This is a genomic window from Treponema sp. UBA753, from assembly GCF_002297325.1.
Lineage (GTDB): Bacteria > Spirochaetota > Spirochaetia > Treponematales > Treponemataceae > Treponema_D.
In genome coordinates, this window is the sequence record NZ_DBKJ01000023.1 from 12276 (window position 1) to 28797 (window position 16522).

A 16522-nucleotide genomic window follows, 5' to 3' on the forward strand; every position below is an offset into this window, starting at 1 on the left:
TTGAAACCTCCAAAAAATTTTCCGGCAGAAACCGGGCAAAAGACGTCTGGTCAAGATACAATTACGCAAAAAAACTTGACTCAGCCGTTTTAGGATTTGATAAATCCTAAGCAAAGCCCGATGCAGTAAAAACCGCATCAGGCACAAATTATATTTTTACAAAGAAAGTGAAAGTGTTGAAGAAACCTGAGCCTTGAAGTCGTCAAGAGCCTGCTGCTTTGTCTTTTCACCATTTACATAAGCTGCTGTTTCTTCAGAGAAAATTGACTCAATAGCCTGGTCAGTTCCCTGTGAAAGCTTTCCGTTTACAGATTCAGCCATCTGTGCAAAAGCTGAATAGTGATTCTGTCCTGCAAGGTAAGGATCTGCATAGCTGTCTTTGATTTTTTCAACAACATTTTTGTTTGAAACAACATCGCCTGTATCTTTTGCCCAAGCCTCAAGGAATGCATCGTCAGTAGCAATGTATTTTATAAGTTCTTTTGCAGCGTTAGGATTTTTTGTTCCTTTCCATGCGCCAACCCAAGTTCCGCCCCAGCGATAGCCTACAGGACCTGCGCACATTGCCCAGTCTCCAGAAGATTCCGGAGCGTTTGTCTTAAGAACATAGTGAAGTCCCCAAGTTGGAAGGAAATAGCTGAATATTTCTTTGTTTTTTCCTGCTTCATCTTTAAATGTTCCTTTCATTCCTGCGAACCAGCCTTCTGACCACTGACCAACACGGCCTTCATATCCTTTGTCATGCAAAGTCTTGCACATATCCATGTAGTCGTACATTTTCTGGTCAATAACAAGCTTGTCATCTACAACCCAAGGAGATGCACGGCCTGCGCTGTAAGGTTTGAACATATCGCCTGTAGAAGAAACAATATAGCAGTCGCCACTTGATTTCTGCTTTAAAAGCTCTGCAGTTTCAAGGAATTTGTCCCAGTTTGCAAGATGTTTCTGAACTTCAGCAGGATCATCTGTTCCAAGATATTTTTTTGCAAGCGAGCGGCGATAGAAAACTGCGCCTGGAGTAACTTGCCATGACATTCCGTAAACTTTTCCGTTGTAAGTTCCAACTTCTACAGGATAAGGATAAACCTTGTCTTTTACTTCATTGTAAATATCTGTAATGTCAAGCAAAAGTCCTGATTCAATGTATTTGCGCACAAAAGCATCTTCCAAAGCAAAAACATCAGGACAGCCAGCGCCAGATGCCAAAACAGGATCTAGCTTATTCGGAAACTGGTCTGTAGGTGTAAGTGAATATGAAATTTCATATTTTCCTGCAAAACGAGAATCTTTCTGGAAATAATTTTTTATCATTCCGTCCAATTCATCTGTAAAAGACCAGACTACAAGCTTGTTGTTTGCATCTGATTTTCCCTGAGGCGCTTTATCTTTAGAACACCCCCCCCGATAAAAGCAAAAGCTCCAATCATTGCCGCAGAAATAACTGCAAAAGTTTTCTTCATAAGTTTCCTCCATTTTAACATTATGAAAAATATTAGCCGGAAAAATCCAGCCATCCTAAATAGAAATACCGGCCGCCAAGAAGGACGTGTGAACTTAATCACGTGGCAACCGGTTTCCTAAAAATTAGGCTATCATCGTTTCTTTTATTTGTCAAACAAAAAATTCATTTTTTTTATAAATTCTTACAATTTTTCTAAAATCCATAATTCCGCAGAAAATTCTATTCTACTAAATGTAAAAATTCATTATGATTTGAAAAAGTAAATTTTACGGAGAAAAGAATGCAATACGGATATTTTGATGACGAAGCTAAAGAATATGTTGTTACACGTCCAGACACACCGACTTCCTGGAGCAACTATCTTGGCTCAACTGAATATGGAGCTGTAATAACAAACAACGCAGGTGGATACGGATTTTACAAATCTGGAGCGCAAGGAAGATTTATGCGCCTTAGATTCAATTCAATTCCAATGGATCAGCCTGGCCGCTATTTTTATCTGCGCGACATGGAATCCGGCGACTACTGGTCAGCTTCATGGCAACCTGTAGGAAAACCTTTGGACAAATTTAAAAGCGAATGCCGCCACGGAACTGCATACACAAAAATCACTTCTGAATACGAAGGAATCAAGTCTGAAACAAAATACTATGTTCCGCTCGGACAGACATTTGAATACTGGCGTCTAAAAGTTACAAATACTGGCAGCAAAAAACGCAAGCTCCGCGCATTCAGCTACTGCGAATTTTCAAACCAATGGAACACAACGCAAGACCAAGTAAATTTGCAGTATTCGATTTTCATCGTAAAAGGTGAAAAATCCGCGCCAAATATGCTGCGTTATTCAATACACGAAAATCTTTACATTCAGCATCAAAAAAATCCAAACGTTAACGACTACATGAGCGAATGGATGGCTCTTGCCGGCGCGCCAATGACAGGATTCGACACAAGCCGCGAAGCATTTATCGGAACTTACGGAAGCTACAAAGAGCCTGCCGCAGTTCTAAAAGGCGAATGCTCAAATTCAGAAGCGTTCGGAGACAATTCCTGCGGAACAGTTCAGGCTGACATAGAATTAAATCCGGGAGAAACAAAAGAAATAATGGTTCTTCTTGGAATCGGAGACGCAAATGTTGAAGGCAAAAAAACTGTAGAAGAATTTGGAACATTTGAACGCGCAGATCAAGAATTTGAAAAGCTTGTAAAAAACTGGCATTCAAAACTAGACAGTTTTTCAGCAGTTACGCCGGACGAAGATATAAACCACACAGTGAATATGTGGGGACTTTACAACTGCCTTATAACTTTCGCCTGGTCAAGAGCCGCATCTTTGGTTTACAACGGAGAACGCGACGGACTTGGCTACAGGGATTCAGTTCAGGACATTCTTGGTGTAAGCGCGGCAATTCCGCAGGAAGCAGAAGAACGACTTGTTCGGCTTTTAAGCGGACAGTTTTCAAACGGAGGCGCATTACCTGTAATAAGCAAGGACTTTGAAGCTGGGAAACAAAAAATGATTCCAGCAGAAGAATTCCGCTCAGACGACTGCCAGTGGTTCTTTAACGCGGTGCCTTGTTTTGTCGCAGAAACTGGAAACTTTGATTTCTTCAACCGCATAGTTCCTTATGCAGACAAAGGCGAAGCTACGGTTTACGGACATTTAAAGCAGGCTCTTTTGTTCAACCTTGAGAGAATGGGAAAAGACGGATTGCCTTGCGGCCTTCTTGCCGACTGGAACGACTGTCTTAAGCTTGGCTATCACGGGGAAAGCCTTTTTGTTGCATTCCAGCTTAGACTCGGACTTACAACTTACGCAGATATTTCAAAACGCCTCGGAAAAAACGACGAAGCTGAATGGGCATTGAGCGAGCGCAAAAAACTTGATGAAAACATCCAAAAAAAATGCTGGGACGGAAAATGGTTTATCTGGGCAATCGCAGAAGACGGAACAGTCTACGGAACTCAGTCAATTGAAGAAGGACAGATTTACTTCAACACACAAGTCTGGTCAGTTCTTTCAGGAGCTGCAACTCCAGAACAAGTAAAAACCTGCCTTGAGTCTGTAAAAGAAAAACTTGCAACTCCTTACGGACTTATGCTTTGCGCGCCGCCATTTATCTACGCAAGCCGCGACATAATGAGCTCAGTTGTATATCTTCCGGGAATCAAGGAAAACGCCGGAATTTTCAATCATACACAAGGTTGGGGCGTTATTGCTGAAATCATGAACAGAAACGGAGACAGAGCCTACGAATATTGCAAAGCCGCTCTTCCAGCCGCATATAACACAAAGGCAGAAATCCGCCAGAGCGAACCTTATGTAATCGGACAGACAACTTATTCCACATATTCAAAACGTCCGGGCAACACAAGAGTTTCTTGGCTTTCTGGAGCCGCAACTTGGAACTATTATTCAATCACGCAGTATATGCTTGGAATTCGTCCGCAGTACACAGGGCTTTTAATAGATCCGTGCATTAAGCATGACTGGGACGGATTTAAAGTTGAACGTCGCTGGAGAAAAATGAATCTTCACATTGAAGTAAAAAATCCTTCGCATGTTTCAAAAGGAATTGAATATATTGAAGTAGACGGAAAACGCATTGACTCTTCAACAATTCCAGCTGAACTTTTAAAAGACGGAAGCACAATCATTGCCATAATGGGAAAAAATGCACTTCCTGTAGAAAACGAGCGTATGTAAAAACATCTTAACTAACGATAGTTCTAAAAACTACCGTTAGTTTACACCTTTACATTAAAACTAAACAATTTAAGGAAATTTCTTTATGGAACAATACAAAAAAGACTTTATAGATTTTATGGTTGAGTGCAATGTTCTAAAATTCGGTTCATTTACACTCAAAAGCGGAAGAAAATCTCCATTTTTTATGAACGCAGGAGCATACACAACAGGAAGCCAGCTTGCACGTCTTGGAGAATTTTATGCAAAAGCAATCCATGACAATTTTGGAGACAACTTTGACGTTTTGTTTGGACCTGCATACAAAGGAATTCCTTTAGCCATAACAACAGCAATCGCATACCATAACCTCTACGGAAAAGAAATCAAATATTGCTCAGACAGAAAAGAAGAAAAAGATCACGGCGCAGACAAAGGTTCTCTTCTAGGATACAAAATTCAAGACGGAGACCGGGTTGTGATAATAGAAGACGTAACAACTTCCGGAAAATCAATTGAAGAAACTTACCCAAAAATCAAGGCGCAGGAAACAATCCCTGGCGGAATAAAAATAGTAGGCGAAATAGTAAGCCTAAACCGCATGGAAAAAGCCCCTGACAGCACAAAAGCCGCCCTTGACGTTATAACAGAAAAGTACGGATTTCCTGCACGTGCAATAGTTTCAATGGCAGATGTTGTTGAAAGTTTATACACAAACGGAGAGAAAAAAATCATCACTGACGAAATAAAAAAGGAAATTGACGCATATTACAGTGAATGGGGTGCAAATAATTGAATTTTCCAGTTAAAAAATTAAAATTTTTTGCATTTTACGCAGTAATTTCAATCTGTACCCTTTTATCATTGGGTGCAGAAGATAAATTTTCACCGCAAAAAATAGTATGCCTTTCGCCTTCGGGTGCAGAAATATTATGCGCATTGGACAGTTTTGACAAAATAAAAGCAAGAACAGATTACTGCGACTACCCGGAAAAATTAAAAAGCCTGCCTTCAGTTGGCGGATTTGACGGAAAAACATTAAGCATAGAAACAATACTTTCATATTCCCCCGATTTTATTTACGGCTCGCAAGGAATGCATGATTTTTTTAAAAAGCCGCTAGAAAACCTTGGCATAAAAGTTTTTTTAAGCAATGCCGCAAACGGAATTTCCCAGACAAAGCAAGAAATCCTTTATATTGCAAATCTTCTTGAAAAGCATAATGAAGGAAAAAAAATCATTGAGCACATAGAACAACAGATAAATTCTGTACCCAAATCTGCACCCATAAAAACAGTTTATTATGAAGTTTGGGCTGAACCTTTTATGACAGCAGGAAAATCTTCTTTTATAAATGAACTTTTAGAAGCCGCAGGTTATAAAAACGTATTCGCTTCAGTAAAAGAAAGCTATCCAATGGTAAGCGAAGAGTCAATTATAGCAAGCCAGCCGCAAATAATAATTTTGCCAGATGCAAACGGCATAAAACCGCAAGATATAAAAATGCGCCGTGGCTGGAACAAAATACCGGCTGTAAAAAACAATTCAATTTTTACCATTAATGCAGATTTAATTTCAAGGCCAGGTCCTAGAATAGGAGAAGCTGTGCTCGCATTAAGCAAACTATCCAATTAAAGCATTAAATGAAAAAAGCATCACTGTTTATAATATTTGCAGCAAGCATATTTTTCTCTTTGATTCTGGGAGCTGAACAAATAAAGATTTCAGAAGTATTCTGCAACGGTGACAGTTTTTCAAAAATAGTCTTTTTTAACATAAGACTTCCACGCACAATTCTTTGCCTTATCGCAGGCATAACTTTAGCCGGAAGTGGCTCTGTGTTCCAGTTGTTTTTTAGAAATCCGCTTGCAGAACCAGGAATAATGGGAGTTTCCTCCGGCGCAACATTGGGAGCAGTTTTAGCTTCTTGCGCAGGAATTTTCAATACAACTTTTTTTTCGTCCTTGCAGTTTGGCTCTTTTTTGGGCGCACTGATTTCTGGAGCACTTGTAATAGCCATAGCCGGAAAAAAAACGCCGTCAACACTTTTGCTTTGCGGAACTGCGCTTAGCACATTATATTCCGCATTCAGTTCAATTTTGCTTTCCATAAATGACCGGCAGCTTCATTCTATTTATATGTGGATGCTAGGCAGCTTCAGCGGAAGGGGCTGGGAAGAACTCTTGTTTATTCTGCCACCATTTTTGGGTGCAGTTGTAATTTTTTGCCTTTGCATATTCAAACTAGACATTCTTTCCTGCGGCGAAACAAACGCTATTTCACTAGGACTTTCTGTAAAAAAACTTCAGCTTATAATTTTAATTTCTGGAGCATTGGCAGTTTCTGCTGCAGTATGCGCCGGCGGCACAATAGGATTTATAGGCTTGATTGCGCCACATATCACACGAAAAATCTTTGGAGCAAAGGCAAAAACTGTAGTTCCTCTTTCAATGGTTACAGGCGCTTCAATTTTGCTTCTTTCTGACACCATTTGCAGAACTATAATTTCCCCGGCAGAACTTCCAGTGGGTACAGTTACAGCAATACTCGGTGCGCCATTTTTTATTTCACTTTTGTTTTCGCAAAAAAGAGGTACAGAATGGATGAACTAAAAGTTTGCAACCTCAACGCAGGCTGGAACAAAAATCAAATTCTTTTTAACATAAACATTTCTATAAAAAAAGGAGAGTTCATCTGTCTTTCAGGGCCAAACGGAAGCGGAAAATCAACATTGCTTTCAATAATGGCAGGGGTACAGACAGAGCCAGTTTTTGGAAATATAAAGGAATCTGTACCCATTTCTTGCCTTAACATAAAACAAAGAGCAAAAACTGTATCCTATATGCAGCAAAAAGAGTTTCCGACATGGGATTACAGCGTAAAAGACATTGTGCTTACAGGAAGATTTCCGCACACAAACTTTACTGGATTCTATTCAAAAGCTGATTTTTATGCGGCAGAAAAAGCAATAGAACAGCTTAATGTAGAAAATTTGGCAAACAAAAGCATTCTGGAACTTTCAGGCGGAGAATTTCAAAAAGCTAGAATTGCAAGAGCCGTTGCGCAAGAAACAGAATTTATGCTTTTAGATGAACCTGTAGCAGGACTAGATTTTACTTACCAAGAAGAGCTTTTATCTCTTTTAAAATCAATTGCAAAAGAAAAAAATACTGGAATTCTTATTTCAATTCACGATATAAATACAGCCGCCAGGTTCGCACAGAAAATCGCGCTTCTCCCAAAATTCAAACCTTGTCTTTATGGAACTCCAGAACAAATTATGACAAAAGAAAACCTTTGTGCAGCATACAATGCAAATATAGAAATCTGTACCCATCCAGTTTACAAAACTCCATTGGCAGTCTTCTAAAAAAACGCTCTTGGTAAAAAACAGAAAATCCGCTAAAATAACTTTATGAAAACAACTCCTAGTTACACAGTAATTTACAGCGACGATGAAATTGTTGTACTAAATAAAAAAAGCGGACTTTTAGTTGCCGCAGATAGATACGATGCTGAAGCTCCGCGACTGGATCTTCTTGCAGAAAAGGAATTCGGAAGCCTTTTTGCAGTGCATAGAATTGACAAGGACACAAGCGGAATTGTAATTTACGCAAAAACTCCAGAAGCCCATAGAAACATTTCAATGCAGTTTACAGAAAGAACTGTAAAAAAAATATATCATTGCCTTGTAAACGGACATCCGGCTTGGGACAATTTTACAGTAGACCTTCCGCTTCTTCCAGATGGAGATGACAGGCACAGAACTGTAATCAACAAAAAATTTGGAAAGCCGTCCGTAACTTATCTTGAAGTCGTAGGAAACTGCGGACCTTACACTTGGATAAAGGCATTTCCAAAAACTGGAAGAACACATCAAATTCGCGCTCATCTTCAGTCCACGGGATTTCCAATTGTATGCGATCCTCTTTATTCAGGAAATCAAAAACCCGTCCGACTTAGCGACATCAAACGAAAATGGAACGGAGATGTTTACGAAGAACGACCTCTTTTAAACAGACTTGCGCTTCATGCTTATTCAATTGAAATTGCGCATCCAAAAACAGGCGAGCAAATTGTTTTTACAGCTCCTTATCCAAAAGACCTGGACGCAGTAAGAAATCAGCTTGCAAAAATTTTCAAGGTAGATCCTCTGGCATAAAAAATCTTAAAAAAAATTCATGCGCTTCCTAAAAAACTGTGATAAAATATAAAAAAACTGGAGGACAAACATGAAAAAGTACATAACTATAAGCCGTGAATATGGCAGCGGCGGACATACAATCGGAAGTATCGTGGCAAAGGAACTTGGAATTCCGTTTTATGATAACGAAATAATCGACCTTGCAGCAAAGGATTCTGGACTTCATCCTGATTTTATAAAAAAGAACGAACAGAACATTTCTTCTGGATGGCTTTACACTCTTTTGCTTGGAGCAAGTTATGCCACACCGGGAACAGGCTCAATGCATCTTGGAATGAACTCTGCAACATCAACAGCTCCTCTTGCCGATCAGGTTTTCAATGCGCAAAGAAACGCCATAATTCAGCTTGCAAAAAAAGGACCTTGTGTTATTGTCGGCCGCTGCTCGGATTATGTTTTGCGCCACTGCGAGGAAATTGACAGAAAAGATATTTTGAATATTTTTATTTATGCGCCGCTTGCTGACAAAGTTCAGTACGCAATAAAAACAAAAGGACTTGATCCTGCAACAGCGGAACGCGATGTAAAGCTCATAGACAAAAGAAGAGCAAACCATTACAACACTTTCACAGAGCGCACTTGGGGAAACAGAGCGCACTACGATATGCTTATAAACAGTTCCCTCCTTGGAATGGAAAAAACCGCAAAAATGATTGCACAAATTGCAAAGGAATCATAACTTGATTCTTACAGTCTGAATACGACGGGCACTTTGATCTTCAACAATAAAAAGCGTCCCGTCTTTTTTATATACAGAGCCTACAGCCGGAAGCTCGTCAAACCGCTCAAGAAGCCATCCGCCTAAAGTGTCAAAATTTTCACTTGAAAGATTCATGTAAAGAACATTGTTCAAGTCATCAAGCTTCATGTCTCCAGGAACAAGAAATTCATTCACACCAACAAGTGTTATGCGCTTTTCTGGAGGAACATCTGCCATGCCGTGCTCATCTGTAATTCTTCCAAAGACTTCATGCAGAATATTATCCAAAGTTACAATTCCTGTCATTTCACCGTATTCATTTACAGCAACTGCGAAATTGTTTTTTTCAGATTTGAATTTCTTTAAAAGCTCAATCGCGCTCAAAGTTTCCGGCACAAAAAGAACAGGCTGCATACATTGGCGCACAAAATCATTGCAAGAGCAAATTTTTTTATCAGCGAAAAGAACATCTTTAAAATAAAGCACGCCCACAATTTCTTCACTGCCATTTTCATAAACCAGAATTCTTGAGTAGCCGGTTTCTTCAAAAACTTTTATTACATTTTCAAAAGAATCCGATGCATAAATATGGCGCACAAGCGAACGATGCCTCATTATATTGTGAACATTCAAGTCTGAAAATTCAAATATCCGCTCAAGCATTTTACGCTCGTCCTGCTCCAGAGTGCCTTCGTTTTCCCCGATTGCAATAAGCGCCTTCAGTTCTTCTTCTGTAATCAAAGGGCGTTTTGCCTTTACAAGTTTTTTTTCAAGAAAATCAAGAAGCTTTGTAAACTGAAAGAAAAGCCATATTACAGGAAAAAATACTTTTTGAATAATCAAAATTGGAACAGCTGAATTCTGCGTTACAAATTTCTGATTAAAACTTGCAAATGTCTTTGGAATTATTTCAGCAAAAACAATAACCAAAACCGTAATTGCGGCAGTGGCAAACGAAACATATTCCGCCCCGAAAACTTTTAGTGCAAAAGCCGTAGCAATCGAAGAGTTCAGGGTATTTACAAAATTTGTTCCTATTAAAACAGTTGAAATAAGCTGGTCAAGTTCCGATTTTATTTTGTAAACTCTTATTGAATTCTTTGAATTTTCCTTGAGCATTTGCCTTACAGAAATTCTTGAAATGCTGGTAAAGGCTGTTTCTGTCGCTGAAAAAAATGCGCCTAAAAACAAAAGGAATGCAATTGCAAAAAGATTCAAAAGAATATAAAACGCGCTCATTTTTGCTCTCCGTCTTTTTGCATTTTGATTTTTTTTACACGGTTGTCTTCCATTTTTATAACGGTGAATTTATATCCTTCCGCAACAACGAAATTTCCTTCCTGCGGAATTGAGCCAAGTTTTTCGCAAATAAAGCCGCCTATAGTTTCGCAATTTTCAGAGGAAAGATTTATTCCAAGCTTTTCATTCAAATCAATAAGACGAGCAAAACCGTCAATTTCGCATTCGTGAGTATTTTCAATTATAAGATTTGCTTTATGCGCACGGATATTTTTTCCATCTGTAACAGGACCAAAAATTTCACGGACAATATCTTCTCTTGTTAAAATTCCGTAAGTTCCAGAATATTCATCAATTACAACTGCCATGCTCTGCCGGTTTTCCCAAAGCATCTGCTGAACTCCGGACATTTTTTTTGTTTCAAGAATAAAAAGGGGAGGACGCATTGTCTTTTGCACACTAAACTCTGAAGTCCTGTTTTTGAACGACAGCATATCTTTTATATAGATAATTCCCACAATATCATCAATGTCTTTTTTATAAACTGGGAAGCGGGAAAAACCAAAACGCTGGGCTTTTTCAATAATGTCGGAATAAGAATCATTTACGCTCACAGCTTTGATTTGCTTGCGGGGAATCATAATGTCCTTTGCCTCAAGGTCAGTAAACTTAAAAACCTGAGACATCATGTTTTTTTCATTCACTTTTAAAATTCCCTGCTCGCATCCAACGTCCAAGAAAGTTTTTATTTCCTCTTCAGTGTAAGAAACTTTTTTTGGCTTTACATTGATTTTAAAAACTTTCAGCACAAGCCTTGAAAAAGAAGTGAAAACCATTACAAGCGGAAAGAGAAGCGTTTCAATAACCTGAACAAAAAAACTAAAGAAAAACGCGACCGCTTCTGGATGATGCGTTGCAATAATTTTAGGCGTAATTTCACCAAAAACCAAAAGCAAAATTGTTACGGCAAAAGTTGCAAGCCCGATTCCAGCCGAACCAAAAAGTCCGACCGCTATAAAAGTAAAAACTGCTGAAAGGGCAATGTTGACGATATTGTTTCCAACAAGAAGAGTATTTATAAGCCTGTCTTTGTTTTTAAGAAGATTCCAAACACGGATTGCGCGCTTGTCTTGCTTTCCACGCAAAAGGCGCACACGGAGTTTGTTAACTGAAAAAAAAGCGCTTTCTGCGGCGGAAAAAATTGTCGAAAGAACAATAAGAACTACCGCAGTTGCCAAAAGTGCCGGCAAGGGAACAGCCAGAGAATCCACTACTTTTTGCTCTCCTGATTTTCTTTTATTGCTGAAAATTTGCGCACGGTTTCCAAAGCCTTTAAGATTTCCTCTGAATATCCGCCTTCTGTTTTTATGCTGTAGGCTTTTTCCAAGCACTGCTGAACACGCTCAAAATCAATATCCGGCAAATTTACAAGAACATAAGCCGCCATGTACATTGCTTCTTGACGCTGCAAATCTGAAAGGGAACTTTTTTCCGCAATCTGCTCGAAAGGCTCGGCGGGATCTTTTCCTTGCGCAAATGCTTCAAGCGATTTATTGTAAGCGTTGCGAACTTCATAATCTCCCAAAAGTCCTGTTGAGTCCTGCGAGTCAAGCACAATAAATTCCTGAATCAAATCTTTTAAAAGGAAACAATGTTCTTGCCTTGTATTTTCAACCAACTCATTTATAGCCTGAGCTTTTTCTATGCCGGAAGATTTTTCAACTTTTTCTATCAACTCTTTTGTCTTTAAAGCTTCCTGTCCGGCATCTTTCATTTTTGCAGAGTACTCTTCAAAAGTGCTTTCGTTTTTTTCATCAAAATCAACATAAGCCAAAACATATCCGTCTTTTGAAACAAGATATGCGCATGGCCATTTGCGGACATTATAATAGCGCGCAAGCAATTCCTTTTTTTCGTAGGACTTTTTGATTTTCGCGGCGGATTTTAGTTCTTCTTCTGAAGCATTTTCTGGAACATTTGTCTTTGCATATTCAGTCTGAGAAAAATCCAAATTTGCAAAAACATATTCTTTTCCAAATTCCTTTGAAAAATCTTTTGTTAAAACAATATTTTCCTTAAAAGGCTTGCTTGTTTCCGCCCAGTCATCTCCGCTGAACAAAAGGTAAATATCCTTCTTTTGCTTTTTTGCAGCTTCCTTTGCAGAATCAAAATCTGAATACCACTTTGGCGCGCCGCATGAAGCAAGAAGAAATACTGTTGCAAAAGCTGCAATAAAAATTCCATTTCTTTTCATTTTTCTCTCCACAAATTAGTTAAAATATCTTATTCCTGCTGCAAAAATATTCTGGCAAGAACTTTCATTTGAATCCATTCCCGCAATATTTTTTATAAGGTCAATGCTTGAGCCGCCGTTGTCAGTTCCCATTGTTCGCTCATTGTGTCCCATTTTTCCAAGAACACGGCCATCTGGACTTGTAAGACCTTCAATTGCAAAAAGGCTTCCATTAGGGTTGTCTGGCTCAGTTCTTGAAGGAATTCCATTTTCGTCAACATATTGAGTAAAGACTTGCCCATTTTCAAAAAGTTTTTTTGCAAGTTCTTCGCTGATTACAATGCGTCCTTCTCCATGGCTTATTGGAATAAGGTGAATCTTTGAATTCAAAACACTAAAATCTTGCGCCCATGGACTTTTTGCGCTGACCATCCTTGTGCGCACAACTCTGCTTATGTGCCGTCCGATTTTATTGTAAGTAAGTGTCGGCATATCTGCGGAAGGCTCTTTTATTTCGCCATAAGGAACAAGACCTGTTTTTATAAGTGCCTGAAAACCGTTGCAAATTCCAAGCACAAGGCCATCGCGCTTTTTAAGCAGCTCCATTATGCTGTCTGCAATTCTATGCTCGCGGATTACATTAGCTATATATTTTCCTGAACCGTCCGGCTCGTCTCCTGCGCTGAATCCACCTGCAAAAGCAAGAATTTGAGCCTTGTCAATTTCCGCCTTAAACAAATCTAAGGATTCAGCCAAATCTTTTGGAGTTCTGTTGCGGAACACAACAATTTTTGTTTCTCCGCCATTCAAGTTAAATGCGCGTGCCATGTCGTATTCGCAGTTTGTTCCAGGGAAAACAGGAATTACAACTTTTGGCTTTGTCTTTCCAGCAGAATATTCAAAGGAAGAAGATTTTTTCCTAGCTTCCTCAAGCGACTCGTGTTCTTTCAATGCAAAAGAAGGCAATGAAGGCTGAAGCTCTGCGCCAGAAACTGGAGGGAAAACTTTTTCAAGCTTTGATTCCCATGCAGATTCAATTTCATCAAGAGAAATTTTTACATCTTCAAGTTCAATGCTAGGCTCGCAAATAGTTTCTCCAATTTTAGAAACAGTTCCTTCAGCAAAATCTTTTTCTGAATCAAGGTCAAAATCCGACTCAACTAAAATCGAACCATAAAGCGGAGTAAACAAATCGCTAACGTCAGCTTCTTTTATTCCAGAGGCAGCTGTGCAGCTTAAAGGAATTGTGTCCAAGGAAACTCCGATTTTATTTCCAAGCGACATTTTGCTCAATGCTTCTGCAATTCCGCCGGCGCAAACCGGATACATCGTATTTATTTTTTTCTGGCTGTTAAGCTTGTAAAGCGCAGCAGTGTTTTTCTTGAACACTTCAAAATCTGGGACAAGCTCCGCAGAATATGGAACGCTCACAAGGAAAACTTTGCTTCCCGCTTTTTTGAAAGAACCACTCACAACATTTTTTACATCATCAACATTCACGGCAAAAGAAACCAATGTGTGCGGAACATTAAGATTTTCAAAAGTTCCAGACATTGAGTCTTTTCCGCCGATTGAGCCAGTTCCCATTGCAAGCTGGGCATCAATAGAACCAAGCAATGCGGCTGCAGGATAACCCCAAGTTTTTTCTGTTACAGCACGTCCGAAAAATTCCTGGAATGTAAGACGGCAAGTGTCGGTTTTTCCGCCCATACAGGCAATTTTTGCCAAGCTAGAAAGAACTGCAACCTGCGCGCCGTGCCATGCCGACCACTGGGAAACACGAGGATCAAAACCGTAGCTCATAAGGCTGACTGTAGAAGTTTCGCGCGGGGAAACAACTGGAATTTTTGCAGCCATTCCTGCTTCTGGCGTTCCCTGATATTTTCCACCGTAAGGCATAAGAACTGAACTTGCTCCAATAGAACCGTCAAACCGCTCGCCAAGTCCGCGCTGACTGCAACAAGCCAAGTCGTTCATATTGCAAAGCCACGCTTCTTTTATGTCCGGATTTTCTGAATCTTCAAGAAGAATTTTTTCAACTGATTCAAGAGGATGAACCAAAGGGGAATTTTTCTGTTCTGCAGGACTTTCTATTGAAGCCACCGCATGATGTTCTGCTCCAGCTGTATCAAGGAAAGAACGGTCAATGTCTACGATTGTTTTTCCGCGCCACTTCATTACAAGTTTGTTTGTATCTGTAACAACTGCGACTACAACCGCATTTAAATTCTCTTTATTGCATTCCAATATGAATTTCTGAGCGTCTTCCTTGCGTACAACAACAGCCATTCTTTCCTGGCTTTCTGAAATTGCAAGTTCTGTTCCGTCAAGACCTTCATATTTTTTTGGAACAGCATCAAGGTTTATATCAAGCCCAGGAGCAAGCTCGCCAACCGCAACAGAAACTCCGCCCGCGCCAAAATCGTTTGAACGGCGAATCATACGGCACACATCTTTGTTTCTAAAAAGGCGTTGAATTTTACGCTCTTCTACAGCGTTTCCTTTTTGAACTTCGGCTGCAGCAGTTGCAACAGACTTCACATCGTGAACTTTTGAAGAACCAGTTGCGCCTCCAATTCCATCGCGTCCAGTTCCACCGCCAAGAAGAATTACAACATCTCCTGTTTCAGGTTCTTCGCGCATAACCTGATCACAAGGAGCAGCAGCAATAACCGCTCCAAGCTCCATGCGCTTAGCAACGTAGCCCGGATGATAAACTTCAGAAACTTGTCCTGTAGTCAAGCCGATCTGATTTCCATAGGAAGAAAACCCCTGGGCAGCTTCGCGTGTAAGTTTCATCTGCGGAAGTTTTCCAGGAAGCGTCTGGCTTAAAGGAACTGTAGGGTCAGCAGCTCCAGTAACACGCATTGCCTGATAAACCCAGGAACGTCCAGAAAGAGGATCACGGATTGCCCCTCCAATACAAGTTGCCGCTCCACCAAAAGGTTCAATTTCTGTAGGATGATTGTGAGTTTCATTTTTAAACTGCAAAAGCCAGCGTTCGTCAGGCTCGCCGCTTGTGTAATGAACATCTATAAAAACAGAGCAGGCATTTATTTCCGCGCTAACTTCAAGGTCGTCAAGTTTTCCGTGCTTGCGAAGATACTTTGCTCCAATGCAGGCCATGTCCATCAAAGTAACAGGCTTGTCTTTGCGGTCGGCATACAAATCGGCTCGCACAGCTTTATAATTTTCAAGCGATTTTTTTAATGCGGAAGCATAAGGTCCGTCTTCAATTTTTACATCGTCCAAAACTGTAAGGAACGTTGTATGGCGGCAATGGTCTGACCAGTAAGTGTCCAAAACGCGGATTTCTGTAAAGGTCGGATCACGGTTTATTGACTTAAAGTAATCTTGCATAAATTTAACATCAGCCAAATCCATGGCAAGACCAAGTTCTTTTCTATATGAATCAAGTTCGCTTTCTGATTTTGAAATAAATCCAGACACAACTGCAATATCAGCTGGTATAATAGAAGACATTTTAAGAGTTGCAGGCTTTGAACTGTCTGTAAGCCGGCTGTCAACCGGATTTATAAGATATTTTTGGATTTTTAAAACGTCATCTGCGCAAACGCTTCCTTCAAGAAAAACAATTTTTGCGCATCTTACAGCAGGCGGCTCTGTTCCGACTTTTGTGGCAGACTTCATTCCTTCACGCAAAAGTGTAAGACACTGTTCTGCGCTGTCCGCACGCTGGTCATACTGCCCCGGAAGATATTCCCATATAATCTGAGTAACATCAGCAGGAACTTCAAGTGAATCGTAAATAACAAAATCGCTTTGAGGCTCGGAAAAAATTCTTACAGCAGAAGCCTTTGCAACTTCGTCTGCGACATTTTCTATGTCATACCGGTTGAAATAACGGACGCCGGTAACTCCACCAATTCCTAAAAAACCTGTAATCTCGGAAAAAATCCGCGCCGCTTCATTCTGAAAACCGGCCTTTCTTTCAACATAGATACGAAACATTCGCATATTTTATAGCAAAACCGCCA

Annotated in this window: 12 protein-coding genes; 7 read left to right on the plus strand and 5 right to left on the minus strand. The window is 40.0% G+C overall.

What is annotated here, in order from left to right; genetic code table 11:
- Window positions 1–156 precede the first annotated feature (156 nt).
- Window positions 157–1473: an ABC transporter substrate-binding protein gene (locus B4C08_RS01330; protein WP_296662244.1), complete on the minus strand. Its 1317-nt coding sequence runs from the start codon at window positions 1471–1473 to the stop codon at window positions 157–159.
- 269 nt (window positions 1474–1742) lie between these two features.
- Here B4C08_RS01330 and B4C08_RS01335 point away from each other — a divergent pair, with 269 nt between their 5' ends.
- From B4C08_RS01335 to B4C08_RS01365, 7 genes are all read left to right on the plus strand, one after another.
- Window positions 1743–4169, plus strand: a complete 2427-nt coding sequence (locus B4C08_RS01335) for a GH36-type glycosyl hydrolase domain-containing protein (RefSeq protein WP_296662245.1) — start codon at window positions 1743–1745, stop codon at window positions 4167–4169.
- An 85-nt stretch (window positions 4170–4254) separates the two neighbouring features.
- Complete coding sequence (gene pyrE / locus B4C08_RS01340; RefSeq protein WP_296662246.1) at window positions 4255–4944, plus strand: orotate phosphoribosyltransferase; 690 nt, start codon at window positions 4255–4257, stop codon at window positions 4942–4944.
- Window positions 4941–5783 (plus strand): ABC transporter substrate-binding protein, encoded by an 843-nt coding sequence (locus B4C08_RS01345; RefSeq protein ID WP_296662247.1) that lies wholly within the window; start codon window positions 4941–4943, stop codon window positions 5781–5783. The genes pyrE and B4C08_RS01345 overlap by 4 nt, the downstream gene beginning before the upstream one ends.
- An 8-nt stretch (window positions 5784–5791) precedes the next feature.
- Complete coding sequence (locus B4C08_RS01350) at window positions 5792–6760, plus strand: FecCD family ABC transporter permease (RefSeq protein WP_296662248.1); 969 nt, start codon at window positions 5792–5794, stop codon at window positions 6758–6760.
- On the plus strand, window positions 6748–7518 hold the full coding sequence (locus B4C08_RS01355) for an ABC transporter ATP-binding protein (protein ID WP_296662249.1): 771 nt from the start codon (window positions 6748–6750) through the stop codon (window positions 7516–7518). Before B4C08_RS01350 ends, B4C08_RS01355 begins: the two co-directional genes overlap by 13 nt.
- 45 nt (window positions 7519–7563) lie before the next feature.
- A complete protein-coding gene (locus tag B4C08_RS01360; RefSeq protein ID WP_296662250.1) occupies window positions 7564–8310 on the plus strand; it encodes an RluA family pseudouridine synthase in 747 nt (248 codons plus the stop codon).
- A gap of 70 nt (window positions 8311–8380) precedes the next feature.
- Complete coding sequence (locus tag B4C08_RS01365; RefSeq protein WP_296662251.1) at window positions 8381–9031, plus strand: AAA family ATPase; 651 nt, start codon at window positions 8381–8383, stop codon at window positions 9029–9031.
- On the opposite strand, the gene B4C08_RS01370 is transcribed toward B4C08_RS01365, so the two are convergent.
- Genes B4C08_RS01370 through B4C08_RS01385 form a run of 4 tightly spaced genes read right to left on the minus strand, consistent with a single transcriptional unit; the run spans window position 9026 to window position 16496 of the window.
- Window positions 9026–10291: a hemolysin family protein gene (locus B4C08_RS01370; RefSeq protein ID WP_296662252.1), complete on the minus strand. Its 1266-nt coding sequence runs from the start codon at window positions 10289–10291 to the stop codon at window positions 9026–9028. The genes B4C08_RS01365 and B4C08_RS01370 overlap by 6 nt on opposite strands.
- On the minus strand, window positions 10288–11562 hold the full coding sequence (locus B4C08_RS01375) for a hemolysin family protein (protein ID WP_296662253.1): 1275 nt from the start codon (window positions 11560–11562) through the stop codon (window positions 10288–10290). Before B4C08_RS01375 ends, B4C08_RS01370 begins: the two co-directional genes overlap by 4 nt.
- Complete coding sequence (locus B4C08_RS01380) at window positions 11562–12545, minus strand: thioredoxin family protein (RefSeq protein WP_296662254.1); 984 nt, start codon at window positions 12543–12545, stop codon at window positions 11562–11564. Before B4C08_RS01380 ends, B4C08_RS01375 begins: the two co-directional genes overlap by 1 nt.
- Window positions 12546–12560: 15 nt before the next feature.
- Window positions 12561–16496 (minus strand): phosphoribosylformylglycinamidine synthase, encoded by a 3936-nt coding sequence (locus B4C08_RS01385; protein ID WP_296662255.1) that lies wholly within the window; start codon window positions 16494–16496, stop codon window positions 12561–12563.
- Between the last annotated feature and the right edge of the window lie 26 nt (window positions 16497–16522).

Coding starts and splice junctions, on each gene's coding strand:
- B4C08_RS01330 (WP_296662244.1), bottom strand. CDS start 1,473: ATGGAGGAAACTTATGAAGAAAACTTTTGCAGTTATTTCTGCGGCAAT.
- B4C08_RS01335 (WP_296662245.1), top strand. CDS start 1,743: ATGCAATACGGATATTTTGATGACGAAGCTAAAGAATATGTTGTTACA.
- pyrE (WP_296662246.1), top strand. CDS start 4,255: ATGGAACAATACAAAAAAGACTTTATAGATTTTATGGTTGAGTGCAAT.
- B4C08_RS01350 (WP_296662248.1), top strand. CDS start 5,792: ATGAAAAAAGCATCACTGTTTATAATATTTGCAGCAAGCATATTTTTC.
- B4C08_RS01355 (WP_296662249.1), top strand. CDS start 6,748: ATGGATGAACTAAAAGTTTGCAACCTCAACGCAGGCTGGAACAAAAAT.
- B4C08_RS01360 (WP_296662250.1), top strand. CDS start 7,564: ATGAAAACAACTCCTAGTTACACAGTAATTTACAGCGACGATGAAATT.
- B4C08_RS01365 (WP_296662251.1), top strand. CDS start 8,381: ATGAAAAAGTACATAACTATAAGCCGTGAATATGGCAGCGGCGGACAT.
- B4C08_RS01370 (WP_296662252.1), bottom strand. CDS start 10,291: ATGAGCGCGTTTTATATTCTTTTGAATCTTTTTGCAATTGCATTCCTT.
- B4C08_RS01380 (WP_296662254.1), bottom strand. CDS start 12,545: ATGAAAAGAAATGGAATTTTTATTGCAGCTTTTGCAACAGTATTTCTT.
- B4C08_RS01385 (WP_296662255.1), bottom strand. CDS start 16,496: ATGTTTCGTATCTATGTTGAAAGAAAGGCCGGTTTTCAGAATGAAGCG.